Here is a 15,203-nt window from a genome sequence, read left to right as displayed (position 1 = left end):
GACTGCCTTCGACACCGAGGGGCGAGCGGTCGAGGTCTGCGACACGGTCATGGCGGCGGACGCGTACGTCCTGTCGTACCAGCTCCCGGCCACGTAAGCGGGTGAGTGGCGGTGGTGCGCGGGGCCGTTCTCCCGAACTCGTACACCCCAACACGCTTACTCGTATAGACGAGTGGGCAAGTTGTGTGGCAGGGTGATCGTCGTGAGCCCGAGAGATCGGGTCGGCAGATCGCATCTTGTATAGACGAGTAGATAGGAACGCAACCTTGCGCACCATCCGTGTTGAGACCTCCGCCGCGACCATCCTCCTGACGGAGGCTCCCGAGCCGAAGGTCCGCGACCGTCAGACCGGCGAAATCGCCAAGGACACCGTGAGCGGTGAGGCCCTGATGACCATCGGCGTCGTCTACATCGAGGACGGGGAGTCCTCGCTCATCAAGGTCACCATCCCCGAGGGCGGTGTCTCCGAGGGGCTGAACCTCGGCGCTCCGGTCTCGCTGCCGGGGCTGATCGCCCGGCCGTGGGAGTCCGTGTTCAACGGGCAGCAGCGTCACGGCATCGCCTACCGCGCCGCCGCGGTCACCCCGGCCGCCTTCCCGGCCGTCATGGGGGCCTCGGCCTGATGTCCGACCTGACGACGCTCCTGGAGGTGGGTGGTCCTGTCGCCGCGCTCGGCGGTGGGGCCACCTACGCCCGAGCCAACCACCCGGGTCTCTGCTGGTCGGCGGTCGGCGGGCCGATATCCACCGTCCGACTCCTCAGTTCGTACGCCTCGGTCATGGAAGCCTGCGGCCTGACCGTCGCCCCGTCCCGGCTGCGGATCCTTGCAGTCAAGGCCACGACTCGACGGGAGATACGGCCGGTCCCGCCCCGCCGGGGCATCATCCGCCCGACCACGACCGGGCTGCGGCTTCGGCTCCGGCTCGCTCCGGGGCAGGAACCCGCCGACGTCGCCGCTTCGGCCGAACGGCTGCGGCACGCCTGGGGCGTCCACGCCGTGTACGTCTCCACCGTTAAGCCCGGTGTCGTCGAACTGCGGCTCGTCGGCTTCGACGTCCTGCGCAAGGTGCGGATGCCCCGCAAGGCCGAGGGCGGCTTCCTCAAGGTGCCGGTCGCGCTGAGGGAGGACGCCATGCCCTTCGTACGGGACTACCGGGCCGTTCCGCATCAACTCACCCTCGGCGCAACGCTGTCGGGCAAGTCCATGTACCTCCGGCACCTGGTCGCCGGGCTCGCCCGGCAGGACGTCGCCCTCGTAGGCGTCGACTGCAAGCGCGGGGTTGAGCTGGCCCCGTTCGCACCGCGTCTGTCGGCCCTCGCCACCGATCCGGACGAAGCCTCCGAGCTGCTGCCCGTCCTGGTCAAGGAGATGGAGGACCGATACGACCTGATCAAGGCCAGGCAAGGCATCGCCCCCGATCTCCCCGACGAAGAGATCACCTCCGACATCTGGGGCCTGCCCGAGAGCGAACGGCCTGTGCCCATCGTCCTGTTCGTCGACGAGGTGGCCGAGCTCTTCCTGACCGCCACCCGCAAGGACGAGGAGCGCCGCGACGAGATGGTCACGCAGCTCATCCGCCTCGCCCAGCTCGGCCGCGCGGCCGGCATCTACCTGGAGGTCTGCGGGCAGCGCTTCGGCGCTGAACTGGGCAAGGGCGCGACCATGCTCCGGGCCCAGTTGACCGGCCGCGTCTGCCACCGCGTCAATGACGAAGCCTCCGCAAAGATGGCCCTCGGCGACATCGCGCCGGAAGCGGTCTTCGCCGCATGCGCCATCCCTGCCGAACGTCCCGGCCTCGCGGTCGCGGGGGATACGTCCGGCGGCTGGTCCCGCATCCGCACCCCGTATCTCTCCCTCGGCGATGCTGCCGACGTCTGCCGGGAGACAGCTCACCTGGTGCCCGAGCTGCCCGCGCTGAAGCCCTTCCGGCCCGACGTCCCCGTTCGGCCTGTCCAGACCTCGGCCCCCGTCGTCCAGCCGCACCCCGTCACGGACTGACACCCCGCTTCAACGGTCGACGTGACCGCCTCACGCCACGTCCCTACCCCTCCATGTCTGAACCCGGAAGGAGCCGCCATGCGCGCCCAACTGGCCCGCGTCGACGCGGTGCTCGTACAGGCGCTCATCGCCGCCGCGCTGTCCTTCGCCCACATCCATGACGTCGCCGTCGCGGCCGGACAGGACGGCTGGAAGGCCTGGGCCTACCCCGTCTCCGTCGACCTGCTGCTTGTCGCCGCCTGGCGTCGACTGCGCTCCGGCTCGGCCAAGGGCGCGGCCTGGTGCTGGTTCGTCATCGCGCTCACCGCTTCCCTCGGCGCGAACATCGCCACGGCCGGCCTGCTCGACCTCGGCAACGTCCCGGCCTGGCTGCGCATCCTCGTCGCGGGCTGGCCCGCCGTCGCCTTCCTCGGCGGAACCCTCCTCGCCCATTCCACACCCAAGGCGGCCGACGAAGTCATGACCATCGAGGGCCAGAAGGAGGAGCCCGAATCCGAACCCGAGCCGCCCGCCCCACCCGCCATCGAGGCATCGCCGGAACGCCCCGCCCTCCCGGTCCCGGCCGCCCTCATCGATCACGCCCGCAAGGTCGCCGCCGAACACCACACCCGAACCGGCACCCCCATGCACGTCCCGACCCTGCGCGCCCGCCTCGGCGTCCCGGCGCCCATGGCCGAAGCCATCGCCGCCCACCTCTAAAGGGAGCTCTGATGACCGCCAACCGCCGCTTCCGCAACGTCACCCGCATCGGCCCCGTGCAGATCGGCACCGCCTACGACCACCGCGGCCGCGAGAAGCACACCGCCGCCTGCACCGCCCCGCGCTGCAACTTCTCCGCCGACTACGACAGCCGCGCCGCCGCCGAGCTGGCCGCCCGCACCCACCGCTGCCCCGTCCGCTGAAAGGACCCAGTACCCCGTGACCGTCAGCCTCCCGCTCGTCGTCGTCCTCGGCTTCTTCGCCTGGGCGGCGGTCAAGTTCCTCGGCGTCCGCGTCTGGATCGTCGTCCTGATCACCCTCTTCGGCTTCTGGCTCTCGCGCACCTTCCTCGCCCCCGCCATCGAATCAGGCACGCGTACCGGCGTGACCGTCATAAACAGCGAACACATCTAGACGAGTAGACAGGAGATCGCAGCAGTGTTCCTGCCCAAGTACCCGGACAACCCCACCCCACCGCCCGCGCACACCCACACCCCGACCGACCCGACCCCCGTCCCGGTCCGGCGCTCGCTCCCCTCGGTGTCCATCGATCAGAAGACCGTCGCGGCCGTGCTCGTCGGCGGAGTCGTCCTCACCGCGCTCCTGGCCGCCGTCACCGTCACCGCCATCTCGGTCGCCGTCGCCGCCGTGGTCCTGCGCTCCCTGCTCCGCGACCACCACCGCCGCTGACCTGCGCCAGACCTCCGGGGCGGCGCGACACAGCCACGCATCCGCCGCCCCGGCGGCCCACCCCTCCCGAAGTGCCCGTCAGAAGGAGAACCGCCATCTTCACCCGCGCCACCCCGCCCCCACTCCCAGAACTCAGCAACCTCGCCGCAGGCGGCACCCTGCCCGGTATCCTCCGCCAACTCTCCGGCCTCGGCGGCTGCACCCACCCGATCCGCCTCGACGGCCACCGCACCGAATACGACATCGACACGACCACCGGCGAAATCGGCCGCATCCTCCACCGCCTCGACTCGGGCGACCTCCCGGCCGGCCAACTCCTCGTCCGCTGCAACAACCGCCGCACCACCCGCTGCCCGGCCTGCTCCGAGGTCTACCGCCGCGACACCTTCCAACTGATCACCGCCGGACTACGCGGCGGCAAAGGCACCCCCGAACACGTCGCCACCCACCCCCGCGTCTTCGCCACCTTCACCGCCCCCGGATTCGGCCCCGCCCACAACCGCCGCACCGACGGCCGCCCCTGCCGCTGCGGCACCCACCACGACCAGGACGACGACGCCCTCGGCACCCCGCTCAACCCCGACACCTACGACTACGAAGCCGCCGTCCTCTGGAACGCCCACGCCGGACCCCTCTGGCGCCGCTTCTCGATCTACCTGCGCCGGGAAGTCGCCAAGCGCGCGGGCCTGTCACAGCGGGAGCTCCGCGACCACGCCCGCGTGTCCTTCGCCAAGGTCGCCGAATACCAAAAGCGCGGCGCGGTCCACTTCCACGCCGTCATCCGCGTCGACGGCCCCGGCGGCGGCGAGACTCCGCCTCCGACGTGGTCCACCGCCGAGCTGCTGACCGATGCCATCGGCGCTGCCGCGTCCAAGGTCCGGGTCGACGGACCCACCATCGACGGCCGCACCCACACCTTCACCTTCGGCCGCCAACTCGACGTCCGCACCATCCGATCCGCCGACTTCAACGACAGCCAGGAGCTCACCGAACGCGCCGTCGCCGCCTACATCGCCAAGTACGCCACCAAGGGCGCCGAGACCGCCACAGGGGCGCTCGACCGTCCCCTGAAGTTCGTCGCCGAACTCGCCCAGCTCGACATCAGCGAACACGCCCGCCGCCTGATCCGAACCGCCTGGGCGCTCGGCGCACGCAAGGACCTGGAACACCTCCGCCTGCGCGCCTGGGCCCACATGCTCGGCTTCCGCGGCCACTTCTCCACCAAGTCCCGCCGCTACTCCACCACCCTCGGTGCACTCCGCGACGCCCGCGCCGAATGGCGACGAGCCCAAGCAGCGACCGAAACACCCGGCAACGCGCCCGAGACGACGTACGTCCTCGCCCACTGGGCCTTCGCCGGAACCGGCCTCTCCGACACCGAAGCCTGGCTCTCTTCCAGCCTCCACTGCGAGGCACAACCCACGATCTCCGCCTCGAAAGGAGCCGCCGCATGACCACCGCAACCCCCGAACTGCTCACCGTGCCTGAGGTCATGACCCGGCTCAAGGTCGGCCGCACCAAGGTCTACGACCTGATTCGTACCCGGCGCCTGGTCTCCATCAAGGTCGACGGATGCCGCCGGATCCCTGACGACGCCGTACGGGACTTCATCGTCCGTGGGATCGGAGAGGCTGCCTGATGGCCAAGAAGCGCCCCAACGGCGGCGGGACCATCACCAAGCGCAAGGACGGCCGCTATCAGGGGGCCGCGTACGTCACCGACACTGACGGCAACCGGGTCCGGAAATACGTCTATGGCTCGACCTGGGACGAGACGAACGAGAAGCTCGGCAAGCTCCAGGACCAGGAGCGCAACGGCGTCCCGGTGCCGTCCCGTGCCTGGACGCTCGGGGAGTGGCTGGCCTACTGGCTGGAGCACATCATCAAGCCGGAGCGCGAGCACAACACGTACGTCAAGTACGAGTCCAAGCTGCGGCTGTACCTGGTGCCGCACCTCGGGAAGAAGCCGCTCTCCAAGCTGACGCCCGCCCAGCTCCGCACCTTCATGGCCACGCTCAAGCGAGAGAAGGTCGGCGCGGCCACCCGCTTCGAGGTGCTGCGCGTCCTCCGGAACGGCCTCAACGCGGCCATGCGCGAGGAGCTGCTGACGCGCAACGTCGCGCTCCTGGTCGACATGCCCAAGGTCAGCAAGGACAAGGGCACCGCCTGGAACGCGCGTGAGGCGATCACGTTCCTTCGCTCAGCCCGTGCCCACCGCCTCTACGCGGCCGGCGTCCTGGTGCTCGTGCTCGGCCTGCGTCGGGGCGAACTCCTCGGCCTGCGCTGGCAGGACGTCGACTTCGAGGCCGGCCAGTTCACCCCGGTCAAGCAGGTGCAGCGGGTCAAGGGCGTGGGCCTGGTGCTGAAGGATCTCAAGACCGAGTCCTCACAGGCGGTGCTCCCGCTGCCCGAGTTCTGTGCCCGTGCCCTGGAGGAGCGCCGGGAGCTCCAGGAACTGGAACGCAAGATCGCCGGTGCGCACTGGGCGCAGGAGGAGGGACACGACCTGATCTTCTCCTCCGAGCACGGCGGCATGATCGACCCGATGGGCTTCTCCCGGACCTTCGACCGCCTCGTGAGGCGGGCCGGTGTGCGCCGCATCACGGTCCGGCTCGCCCGACACACCTGCGGCACCCTGCTCGCCTTCCTGAAGGTGCATCCCAAGGTCGCTCAGGCGATCCTGCGGCACAGCCAGATCAGCATGACCATGGACGTCTATACACACGTTGTGGGCGACGGCGAGCGGGAGGCTGTGGGGATGCTGGCCGAGCTCCTGGAAGACCCGCTCATCGGCTGACCGGCTGATCGCAGCCGGTCACGGCCGTTGATGTCAGCCGTAGATGTCAAAGACCCCCAACCATGATCGGTTGGGGGTCTTTACGCTGGTGGGGCTAACAGGATTTGAACCTGTGGCCTCATCCTTATCAGGGATGCGCTCTAACCAACTGAGCTATAGCCCCGCCGCGCTCTGCGGTGTGTGTCCCGCGCGCTGACTCCTGAAGATTAGCGCACGACGTGGGCAGTCCCAAAATCGATAGTCGCGGGACCCTCGGCGAGGTTTGAAACCGCTATGACGACAAAGGTCACTCGTCCTCGGCCAGCGTCAGCTCGACGCCTCCGACGAAGCCTGCGGACAGGTTGTAGATGAACGCGCCGAGGGTGGCCAGCGCCGTCGCGAGGACCACGTCGATGACCGCGATGATCGACGTGAACATCAGAACGTGGGGGAGCGACAGGAACGACTGGAGGTCGAAGCCGTTCGACTCGTTCGAGCCGGTGGCCTCCGAGATCGTGCCGCCGACCGTCGAGAAGACGCCCATCGCGTCCATGACCATCCACAGCACGGCCGCCGCGACGATCGTGCAGATGCCCAGCGCGATGGAGAGCAGGAAGCTGACCTTCATCACCGACCACGGGTCGGCCTTCGACACCCGCAGCCGCGCCTTGCGGACGCGGGGCGTGGTGCGCGCGCCCGTCCGCGGCCGCCGCACCGCGTCGGCCGCCTGGGCCGCGGCGGCGGGCCCGGCCGGCGGCACGGGCGCGGGCGCCTGCGTCGGGTAGGCCTGCGGCGGGTGGTAGGGCCCCGCGGGCTGCTGCGGCTGACGTTCGCCGGGGAGCGGCGAAGCCTCCTGCTCAGCCCGTGAGCCTCGGGTGTCCGTCACGGTTCCCCCCTGGGATCCCTTGGCACCTTTGGTGTCGGTCGAGGGTGCCGACGAGGGGGACTCGGCCACGGGGGCCTTGATCGCCTTCAGCTGGGTCGTGTGCGTGTCCGCCGCACGTCCCTCGCCGCCCCCCGCGCCCCGCGCGTCGGTCGTACGCGCGTCCCCCGCCGACGCGGCGGAGCCACGGCCGCCGCCGTTCTTGTCCGTACCGGCAGACGTACCGGCGCCCGTGGCTCCGCTCACGATGACTCACTCCTCGGTGCTACTCAGCCGAGGGCGACTCACCCTCGTCCGTGCCGGAGGTCGTGGTCTGCTCGGCGGTCTCGTCGACGGTGTCCTCACCGTCGACCTCTTCCGCTTCGCGCCCCGCCTCGGCGTTACGTGCGATGCCGACGACGGCATCGCGCTTGCCCAAGTTGATCAGTTGGACGCCCATGGTGTCACGGCCCGTCTCCCTGACCTCGTTGACTCGCGTACGAATCACACCGCCGGACAGCGAGATGGCGAGGATCTCGTCGGTCTCCTCGACCACCAGCGCGCCGACGAGCGAGCCACGGTCCTCCACGATCTTGGCAGCCTTGATACCGAGGCCGCCACGTCCTTGGACGCGGTACTCGTCGACGGCGGTTCGCTTCGCGTACCCGCCGTCTGTGGCAGTGAACACGAACGTACCGGGTCGAACAACATTCATCGAGAGCAGTTGGTCTCCCTCACGGAAGCTCATGCCCTTGACGCCCGAGGTCGCACGGCCCATGGGCCGCAGGCTTTCGTCCGTGGCGGTGAACCTGATCGACTGTGCCTTCTTGCTGATCAGAAGCAGATCATCGTCGGCCGAGACGAGTTCGGCTCCGATCAGTTCGTCGTCGGAACCGTCCTCCGTCTCACGGAGATTGATCGCGATGACACCACCGGAACGCGGCGAATCGTAATCCTTCAGAGGCGTCTTCTTCACCAGACCGCCCTTGGTGGCCAGGATCAGATATGGCGCCGCCTCGTAGTCGCGGATCGCGAGGATCTCGGCGATCGCCTCGTCCGGCTGGAAGGCCAGCAGGTTCGCGACGTGCTGACCGCGCGCGTCCCGGCCGGCGTCGGGCAGCTCGTACGCCTTCGCGCGGTACACACGGCCCTTGTTGGTGAAGAACAGCAGCCAGTGATGCGTGGTGGAGACGAAGAAGTGGTCGACGATGTCGTCTTCCTTGAGCTTCGCCCCGCGGACGCCCTTGCCGCCGCGCTTCTGGGAACGGTAGTCATCCGTCTTCGTGCGCTTGACGTAGCCACCGCGCGAGATGGTGACGACGATGTCCTCCTCGGCGATGAGGTCCTCGATGGACATGTCACCGTCGTAGGGCACCAGCATCGTCTTGCGGTCGTCGCCGTACTTCTCGACGATCGCGGCCAGTTCCTCGCTCACGATGCCGCGCTGGCGGACCGGGGACGCAAGGATCGCGTTGTACTCGGTGATCTTCGCCTGGAGTTCGTCGTGCTCCTGGATGATCTTCTGACGCTCCAGCGCGGCCAGTCGGCGCAGCTGCATCTCGAGGATCGCGTTGGCCTGGATCTCGTCGATCTCCAGGAGGCCCATGAGGCCCGTACGGGCGATCTCCACGGTGTCGCTGCGCCGGATCAGCGCGATGACCTCGTCGATGGCGTCCAGGGCCTTCAGGAGGCCACGCAGGATGTGCGCCCGCTCCTCGGCCTTGCGCAGCCGGAAGCGCGTGCGGCGGACGATGACCTCGATCTGGTGCGCCACCCAGTGCCGGATGAACGCGTCCAGGGAGAGGGTGCGCGGAACGCCGTCGACCAGGGCCAGCATGTTGGCGCCGAAGTTCGACTGCAGATCCGTGTGCTTGTAGAGGTTGTTGAGGACGACCTTGGCGACCGCGTCCCGCTTCAGGACGATGACCAGGCGCTGACCGGTACGCGACGACGTCTCGTCACGGACGTCGGCGATGCCGCCGATCTTGCCGTCCTTCACCAGGTCGGCGATCTTCTGCGCGAGGTTGTCCGGGTTCACCTGGTACGGCAGTTCCGTGACCACCAGGCACTGGCGGTTCTGGATCTCCTCGACCTCGACCACCGCGCGCATCGTGATCGAACCGCGGCCCGTGCGGTAGGCCTCCTCGATGCCCTTGCGCCCGACGACGAGCGCGCCGGTCGGGAAGTCGGGGCCCTTGATGCGCTCGATGAGCGCATCCAGCAGCTCCTCGTGCGAGGCCTCCGGGTGCTCCAGGTACCACTGGGCGCCGGCCGCGACCTCGCGCAGGTTGTGCGAGGGGATGTTCGTGGCCATGCCGACCGCGATGCCGGCCGAGCCGTTGATCAGCAGGTTCGGGAACCGGGCCGGCAGGACGGTCGGCTCCTGGGAGCGGCCGTCGTAGTTGTCCGTGAAGTCGACGGTCTCCTCGTCGATGTCGCGGACCATCTCCATGGACAGCGGCATCATCTTGCACTCGGTGTACCGCATGGCGGCCGCCGGGTCGTTGCCGGGAGAGCCGAAGTTGCCGTTGGAGTCCACCAGCGGCATCCGCATCGACCACGGCTGCGCGAGCCGGACCAGCGCGTCGTAGATCGAGGAGTCGCCGTGCGGGTGGTAGTTGCCCATGACGTCGCCGACGACGCGGGCGCACTTGTAGAAGCCCTTCTCGGGCCGGTAGCCGCCGTCGTACATGGCGTACAGGACGCGCCGGTGGACGGGCTTGAGGCCGTCCCGGACGTCCGGCAGCGCACGCGAGACGATGACGGACATCGCGTAGTCGAGGTAGGAGCGCTGCATCTCCGTCTCGAGCCCGACGGGCTCGATGCGCATCACGACGTCGCCGCCCTCTTCAGGCGTGACGGGAGTGTTCTCGTCGGTCATTGCTGGTGGGGATCCTTCCTGGTGCGGTCAGCTGAGACCGACTCAAATGTCGAGGAAGCGGACGTCCTTGGCGTTGCGCTGGATGAACGCGCGGCGGGCTTCGACGTCCTCGCCCATGAGGACGGAGAACAGGTCGTCGGCCTGGGCGGCGTCGTCCAGGGTGACCTGGCCGAGGACGCGGTGCTCCTGGTCCATCGTGGTGATGCGCAGCTCCTCGGCGTTCATCTCGCCGAGACCCTTGAAGCGCTGGATGGAGTCCTCGCGCACCCGCTTGCCGCGCTGGCGGCCCAGCTCGATCAGCGCGTCGCGCTCGCGGTCGGAGTAGGCGTACTCGACCTCGTCCCGGCCCCACTTGATCTTGTAGAGCGGCGGACGGGACAGGAACACGTGCCCGGCCTCGACCAGCGGCCGCATGAAGCGGAACAGGAAGGTCAGCAGCAGGGTGTTGATGTGCTGGCCGTCGACGTCGGCGTCCGCCATCAGGATGATCTTGTGATAGCGGAGCTTGGAGATGTCGAAGTCCTCGTGCACACCGGTGCCGAAGGCGGAGATCAGCGCCTGGATCTCCTGGTTCTGCAGGATCTTGTCGATCCGCGCCTTCTCGACGTTGAGGATCTTGCCCCGGATCGGGAGGATCGCCTGGTACTGCGGGTTGCGGCCGGACTTGGCCGAACCGCCGGCGGAGTCACCCTCGACGATGAAGATCTCGCACTTGATGGGGTCGTTCGACTGGCAGTCGGAGAGCTTGCCCGGCAGGGACGCCGACTCCAGCAGGCCCTTACGGCGCGTCAGGTCGCGGGCCTTGCGGGCCGCCACGCGCGCGGTGGCCGCCTGGATGCCCTTGCGGACGATGTCCGCCGCCTCGACCGGGTTGCGGTCCAGCCAGTCGTTGAGGTGCTCGTAGACGGCCTTCTGGACGAAGGTCTTCGCCTCGGTGTTGCCCAGCTTGGTCTTGGTCTGGCCCTCGAACTGCGGCTCGCTCAGCTTGACGGAGATGATCGCGGTCAGGCCCTCGCGGATGTCGTCGCCCGTGAGGTTGTCGTCCTTCTCGCGCAGCAGCTTCTTGTCGCGCGCGTACTTGTTGACCAGGTTGGTCAGCGCCGCGCGGAAGCCCTCCTCGTGCGTGCCGCCCTCATGCGTGTGGATGATGTTGGCGAAGGAGTACACGCCCTCGCTGTAGCCGCTGTTCCACTGCATGGCGACTTCGAGGGAGAGGGCCTTGTCCTTGTCCTCCGCCTCGAGGTCGATCACCGTCGGGTGCACCACGTCGCCCTTGCGGGAGTTGAGGTACTTCACGAAGTCGACGATGCCGCCCTCGTAGTGGTACGTGACGGTCTTGACCTCGTCCTTCTCGTCCGCACCCGCCTCGTCCGCCCCGGCGGTGGCCTTCGCCGACTCGCGCTCGTCGGTGAGCTTGATCGTCAGGCCCTTGTTGAGGAACGCCATCTCCTGGAAGCGCCGCGAGAGCGTCTCGAAGGAGTACTCCGTGGTCTCGAAGATGTCGCCGTCCGCCCAGAAGGTGACCGAGGTGCCGGTCTCGTCCGTGGCCTCGTGCTTGACCAGCGGGGCCGTGGGGACGCCCATCTTGTAGTCCTGCGTGTGGCGGTGGCCGTCGGTCTTGACCTCGACCGCGACCTTGCTCGACAGGGCGTTCACGACCGAGACGCCGACGCCGTGCAGACCACCGGAGACCGCGTAACCGCCGCCGCCGAACTTGCCGCCCGCGTGCAGCACCGTGAGCACGACCTCAAGGGCCGGCTTGCCCTCGGAGGGGACGATGCCCACCGGGATGCCGCGGCCGTTGTCGATGACGCGCACACCGCCGTCGGCCAGGATCGTCACGTCGATGGTGTCCGCGTGGCCGGCCAGCGCCTCGTCGACCGAGTTGTCGACGACCTCGTACACGAGGTGGTGCAGCCCTCGCTCACCGGTCGAACCGATGTACATACCGGGTCGCTTGCGGACGGCGTCCAGGCCCTCGAGGACGGTAATGGCGCTGGCGTCGTACGAGGCGGTGACCTCGCTGCTCGAGATGCTCGAGTGGGTCGAGTTGCTCGAGTTGCTCGAGGCGATGACCTCGTCGTTCGCGCCGGCGTCGGTGGACGGGATGTTCTCGTTGGGGTTGCCGGAATCGGCCACGAAGCGCCCTTTCTGGCACAGCACTAGCCAGGCTCGTCGGCGGGTTGCCGGAGCGGCTGCGGCATGTTGCGTTGGTAAGCCTTGATCAGCGTTGCTCAGCTTTTCCCGGGCGGTCCCCACGTTCGGGGCGGGATTGGCTTCCAGTCTACCGGTAGCACTGACAGTGATGGGGGTTTGCCGGTACCTGAGTCCGCATGTGCCGCCCTCAACCGGTCTCTTCCGGGTCCCGATATGTGGATGGGGGCTCCAAGAGGCTCACGGAGGCACTCAGCGCTTCCGGGTGTCAACCCTTGGCTACTTGGGAGTCACGTCGGAATTCGCACCCGCACGCGGGCACACGGAACGAAGGCCGGGCGGTCCCGACGGAACCCTCCCGGCCTTCGGATACGTGACATACGTCACCCGTAGGTATCGCCGGGACCGGTGCTCCCAGGGGCCCTCAAGGGGCCGTAGCGGCGCACGGGACCGCTGGGACCCAGCACCTTGATCAGCCGCACCGTGCCGTGCCCCAGATCCTCGTTCAGGCGCGCCACCAGCGTCGGGGCGAGCAGCCGCAGGTTCGTCGCCCAGGCCGTGGAGTCGCAGCGCACGATCAGCGTCCGCTCGTCCTCGTCGTACCGCTCCGGCAGGCAGTGCTTGGCCAGGTCCTCGCCGACGATCTGCGGCCACCGGCCCATCACCCCGCCCACCGCCGCCGGCGCCTCCCAGCCGCGCTCGGTGAGCAGCCGGTTGATCGCGGCGCCCAGCGCCATCGGGTCGCGGCCGTCGGCGCGCGCTCCGGAGCGCAGGCCGCCCCCGCGCCGGGCCTGCTTCTTCTGCTGCACCGCGTCCCCACGCGCGCGTGCCTGCTCGCGTGCGGCCTTGAGCGCCACGCGCGCGAGGTCGACGCCGGAGGGCTCGGGGCCGCGCTCAGGGGCCCGCTCCGGGGCCGGTTCGTCGGCGCTCATACCCGCTCCACCGTCCCCCCGGACACGGTGTACCGCGCCCCCGCGAGGACGTCCGGCACGTCGTCGTCGACCGCGGCCGTCACCAGCACCTGCTCGCCGGGCGCGACCAGTTCGGCCAGCCGCTCCCGCCGACGGGCGTCCAGCTCGGCGAAGACGTCGTCCAGGACCAGCACCGGCTCGTTGCCCTCGGCCCGCAGCAGGTCGTAGGAGGCCAGCCGCAGCGCCAGCGCGTACGACCAGGACTCGCCGTGCGAGGCGTACCCCTTGGCCGGCATCGGGCCGAGCTTGAGGATCACATCGTCCCGATGGGGGCCGACCAGCGTGACGCCCCGCTCGATCTCCTGCTTGCGGGCGTCCGCGAGCGCGGCCATGAGCTGCCCGTAGAGCTCCTCACGCGTGTGTGCCTCGCCGGGGGCCGACGACTTGTACTCCAGGGCCACCGGACCGCCACCGGGCGCCAGCTGCTCGTACGCCTTGTCGGCGAGCGGCTGGACCGCGGCCACCAGGTCGAGCCGCTGGGCGAGCAGCTCGGCGCCCACGCGCGCGAGGTGCTGATCCCAGACGTCGAGCGTCGACAGGTCCATGGTCCGGCCGCCGTGCCTGCGGGCGAGCGCGGCGCTCTTCAGGAGGGTGTTGCGCTGCTTGAGGACCCGCTCGTAGTCGGAGCGCACACCCGCCATGCGCGGGGAGCGGGCGGTGATCAGCTCGTCCAGGAAGCGGCGGCGCTCACCCGGGTCGCCCTTCACCAGGGCGAGGTCCTCGGGCGCGAACAGCACGGTCCGCACGATGCCGAGCACATCACGCGGCCTGACCTGCGAGGACCTGTTGATGCGGGCGCGGTTGGATTTGCCGGGGTTCAGCTCCAGCTCGACCAGCTGCTGCCGCTCGCCCTGCTTGACCTGCGCCCGGATGATCGCGCGGTCGGCGCCCATGCGGACCAGGGGCGCGTCCGAGGCGACCCGGTGGCTGCCGAGGGTGGCGAGGTAGCCGACGGCCTCGACGAGGTTCGTCTTGCCCTGCCCGTTGGGGCCCACGAAGGCGGTGACGCCCGGGTCGAGCGGAACTTCGACCCGGGCGTACGAGCGGAAGTCGGCCAGCGACAGATGCGTGACGTGCATGGTCGTTCGCCGACCTCCCCCAGGGTTGTGGATCGCGGTGCGACCCTGTGGATCACTTGGTCGTGGACTACTTCGTCTCGACGGCGTGGCCGCCGAACTGGTTGCGCAGCGCCGCGATCATCTTCATCTGCGGCGAGTCGTCCTGCCGGGACGCGAACCGCGCGAACAGCGAGGCCGTGATCGCGGGCAGCGGGACGGCGTTGTCGATGGCGGCCTCGACGGTCCAGCGGCCCTCGCCGGAGTCCTGTGCGAAGCCGCGCAGCTTGTCGAGGTGCTCGTCCTCGTCGAGCGCGTTGACCGCGAGGTCCAGCAGCCAGGACCGGATGACCGTGCCCTCCTGCCAGGAGCGGAAGACCTCGCGCACGTCCGTGACGGAGTCGACCTTCTCCAGGAGCTCCCAGCCCTCGGCGTAGGCCTGCATCATGGCGTACTCGATGCCGTTGTGGACCATCTTCGCGAAGTGGCCGGCGCCGACCTTGCCGGCGTGGACCGCTCCGAACTCGCCCTCGGGCTTGAGGGCGTCGAAGACCGGCTGCACCTTGGCGACGTTCTCCGCGGCCCCGCCGTACATCAGCGCATAGCCGTTCTCCAGGCCCCAGACGCCGCCCGAGACGCCGCAGTCGACGAAGCCGATGCCCTTGGCGGCGAGTTCCTCGGCGTGCTTCTCGTCGTCCGTCCAGCGGGAGTTGCCGCCGTCCACGACCACGTCGCCCGGCTCCAGGAGCTCGCCGAGCTCGTCGACGGTGGACTGGGTCGCGGCGCCGGCCGGAACCATCACCCAGACCACGCGCGGGCCGCTGAGCTTGCCCACCAGCTCCTGGAGGCTGTGGACATCGGCGAGGTCCGGGTTGCGGTCGTATCCGACGACGGTGTGGCCTGCGCGGCGTATCCGCTCGCGCATGTTGCCGCCCATCTTGCCGAGGCCGACGAGACCGAGCTCCATCAGTTGTTCCTTAGGTCGCTGTGTGGCGTGTGGGGCACCTTCGTACCCATGTCCGAGCCTAAACCCGGACCGTCACGCACACCTGTGGGCATACGCGCTCAAACGAACGCTCCCACCTGCGGCTTTCCCACAGGCCGGGGACGCTTTCTC

General features: G+C 69.1%; 15 protein-coding genes, 1 tRNA gene and 1 pseudogene. 10 read left to right on the top strand and 7 right to left on the bottom strand.

Features of this window, described 5'->3' with window-relative positions; translation table 11 throughout:
* From ACWCPF_RS29900 to ACWCPF_RS29855, 10 genes and pseudogenes are all read left to right on the top strand, one after another.
* Positions 1 to 97: pseudogene (locus ACWCPF_RS29900) on the top strand (GntR family transcriptional regulator); the annotation flags it as partial.
* A 169-nt stretch (positions 98 to 266) separates the two neighbouring features.
* A complete protein-coding gene (locus ACWCPF_RS29895; RefSeq protein WP_451048199.1) occupies positions 267 to 623 on the top strand; it encodes an SCO3933 family regulatory protein in 357 nt (118 codons plus the stop codon).
* Positions 623 to 1,999, top strand: a complete 1,377-nt coding sequence (locus tag ACWCPF_RS29890; RefSeq protein ID WP_451048198.1) for an FtsK/SpoIIIE domain-containing protein — start codon at positions 623 to 625, stop codon at positions 1,997 to 1,999. The genes ACWCPF_RS29895 and ACWCPF_RS29890 overlap by 1 nt, the downstream gene beginning before the upstream one ends.
* Positions 2,000 to 2,077: 78 nt before the next feature.
* Entirely contained in the window at positions 2,078 to 2,698 is a 621-nt protein-coding gene (locus tag ACWCPF_RS29885; protein WP_451048197.1) for a DUF2637 domain-containing protein, read from the top strand.
* Positions 2,699 to 2,709: 11 nt separating this feature from the next.
* Complete coding sequence (locus tag ACWCPF_RS29880; protein ID WP_451048196.1) at positions 2,710 to 2,901, top strand: mobile element transfer protein; 192 nt, start codon at positions 2,710 to 2,712, stop codon at positions 2,899 to 2,901.
* A gap of 16 nt (positions 2,902 to 2,917) precedes the next feature.
* The gene (locus ACWCPF_RS29875; protein ID WP_451048195.1) at positions 2,918 to 3,112 is read left to right on the top strand and encodes a hypothetical protein; all 195 of its coding nucleotides are present in this window, start codon (positions 2,918 to 2,920) and stop codon (positions 3,110 to 3,112) included.
* 24 nt (positions 3,113 to 3,136) lie between these two features.
* Positions 3,137 to 3,388 carry a SpdD protein gene (locus ACWCPF_RS29870; RefSeq protein ID WP_451048194.1) on the top strand — a complete coding sequence of 84 codons (252 nt, stop codon included), beginning with the start codon at positions 3,137 to 3,139 and terminating at the stop codon, positions 3,386 to 3,388.
* 158 nt (positions 3,389 to 3,546) lie between these two features.
* Positions 3,547 to 4,842 (top strand): replication initiator, encoded by a 1,296-nt coding sequence (locus tag ACWCPF_RS29865; protein WP_451048207.1) that lies wholly within the window; start codon positions 3,547 to 3,549, stop codon positions 4,840 to 4,842.
* Positions 4,839 to 5,027 (top strand): helix-turn-helix domain-containing protein, encoded by a 189-nt coding sequence (locus ACWCPF_RS29860; protein ID WP_451048193.1) that lies wholly within the window; start codon positions 4,839 to 4,841, stop codon positions 5,025 to 5,027. The genes ACWCPF_RS29865 and ACWCPF_RS29860 overlap by 4 nt, the downstream gene beginning before the upstream one ends.
* Positions 5,027 to 6,184: a tyrosine-type recombinase/integrase gene (locus ACWCPF_RS29855; protein ID WP_451048192.1), complete on the top strand. Its 1,158-nt coding sequence runs from the start codon at positions 5,027 to 5,029 to the stop codon at positions 6,182 to 6,184. The genes ACWCPF_RS29860 and ACWCPF_RS29855 overlap by 1 nt, the downstream gene beginning before the upstream one ends.
* Positions 6,185 to 6,270: 86 nt before the next feature.
* Here ACWCPF_RS29855 and ACWCPF_RS29850 read toward each other — a convergent pair.
* The 7 genes from ACWCPF_RS29850 to gnd form a co-directional block, all read right to left on the bottom strand.
* Positions 6,271 to 6,347 (bottom strand) — tRNA-Ile (locus tag ACWCPF_RS29850).
* A 123-nt stretch (positions 6,348 to 6,470) separates the two neighbouring features.
* Complete coding sequence (locus tag ACWCPF_RS29845; RefSeq protein WP_451048191.1) at positions 6,471 to 7,292, bottom strand: DUF3566 domain-containing protein; 822 nt, start codon at positions 7,290 to 7,292, stop codon at positions 6,471 to 6,473.
* Positions 7,293 to 7,311: 19 nt separating this feature from the next.
* Positions 7,312 to 9,906 (bottom strand): DNA gyrase subunit A, encoded by a 2,595-nt coding sequence (gene gyrA / locus ACWCPF_RS29840; protein WP_451048190.1) that lies wholly within the window; start codon positions 9,904 to 9,906, stop codon positions 7,312 to 7,314.
* A gap of 42 nt (positions 9,907 to 9,948) precedes the next feature.
* Complete coding sequence (gene gyrB / locus ACWCPF_RS29835) at positions 9,949 to 12,069, bottom strand: DNA topoisomerase (ATP-hydrolyzing) subunit B (RefSeq protein ID WP_451048189.1); 2,121 nt, start codon at positions 12,067 to 12,069, stop codon at positions 9,949 to 9,951.
* Positions 12,070 to 12,443: 374 nt separating this feature from the next.
* Positions 12,444 to 12,992, bottom strand: coding sequence for a DUF721 domain-containing protein (locus tag ACWCPF_RS29830; protein WP_451048188.1), 549 nt, complete (start codon positions 12,990 to 12,992; stop codon positions 12,444 to 12,446).
* Positions 12,989 to 14,110 (bottom strand): DNA replication/repair protein RecF, encoded by a 1,122-nt coding sequence (recF, locus tag ACWCPF_RS29825; RefSeq protein ID WP_451048187.1) that lies wholly within the window; start codon positions 14,108 to 14,110, stop codon positions 12,989 to 12,991. Before recF ends, ACWCPF_RS29830 begins: the two co-directional genes overlap by 4 nt.
* Before the next feature lie 67 nt (positions 14,111 to 14,177).
* Positions 14,178 to 15,053 (bottom strand): phosphogluconate dehydrogenase (NAD(+)-dependent, decarboxylating), encoded by an 876-nt coding sequence (gnd, locus tag ACWCPF_RS29820; protein ID WP_451048186.1) that lies wholly within the window; start codon positions 15,051 to 15,053, stop codon positions 14,178 to 14,180.
* Between the last annotated feature and the right edge of the window lie 150 nt (positions 15,054 to 15,203).

The sequence above is a fragment of the Streptomyces sp. NPDC001858 genome (genome assembly GCF_053594615.1).
The sequence above is the reverse complement of the archived record's forward strand: the minus strand, read 5'-3'. Positions and strand labels throughout refer to the sequence as shown.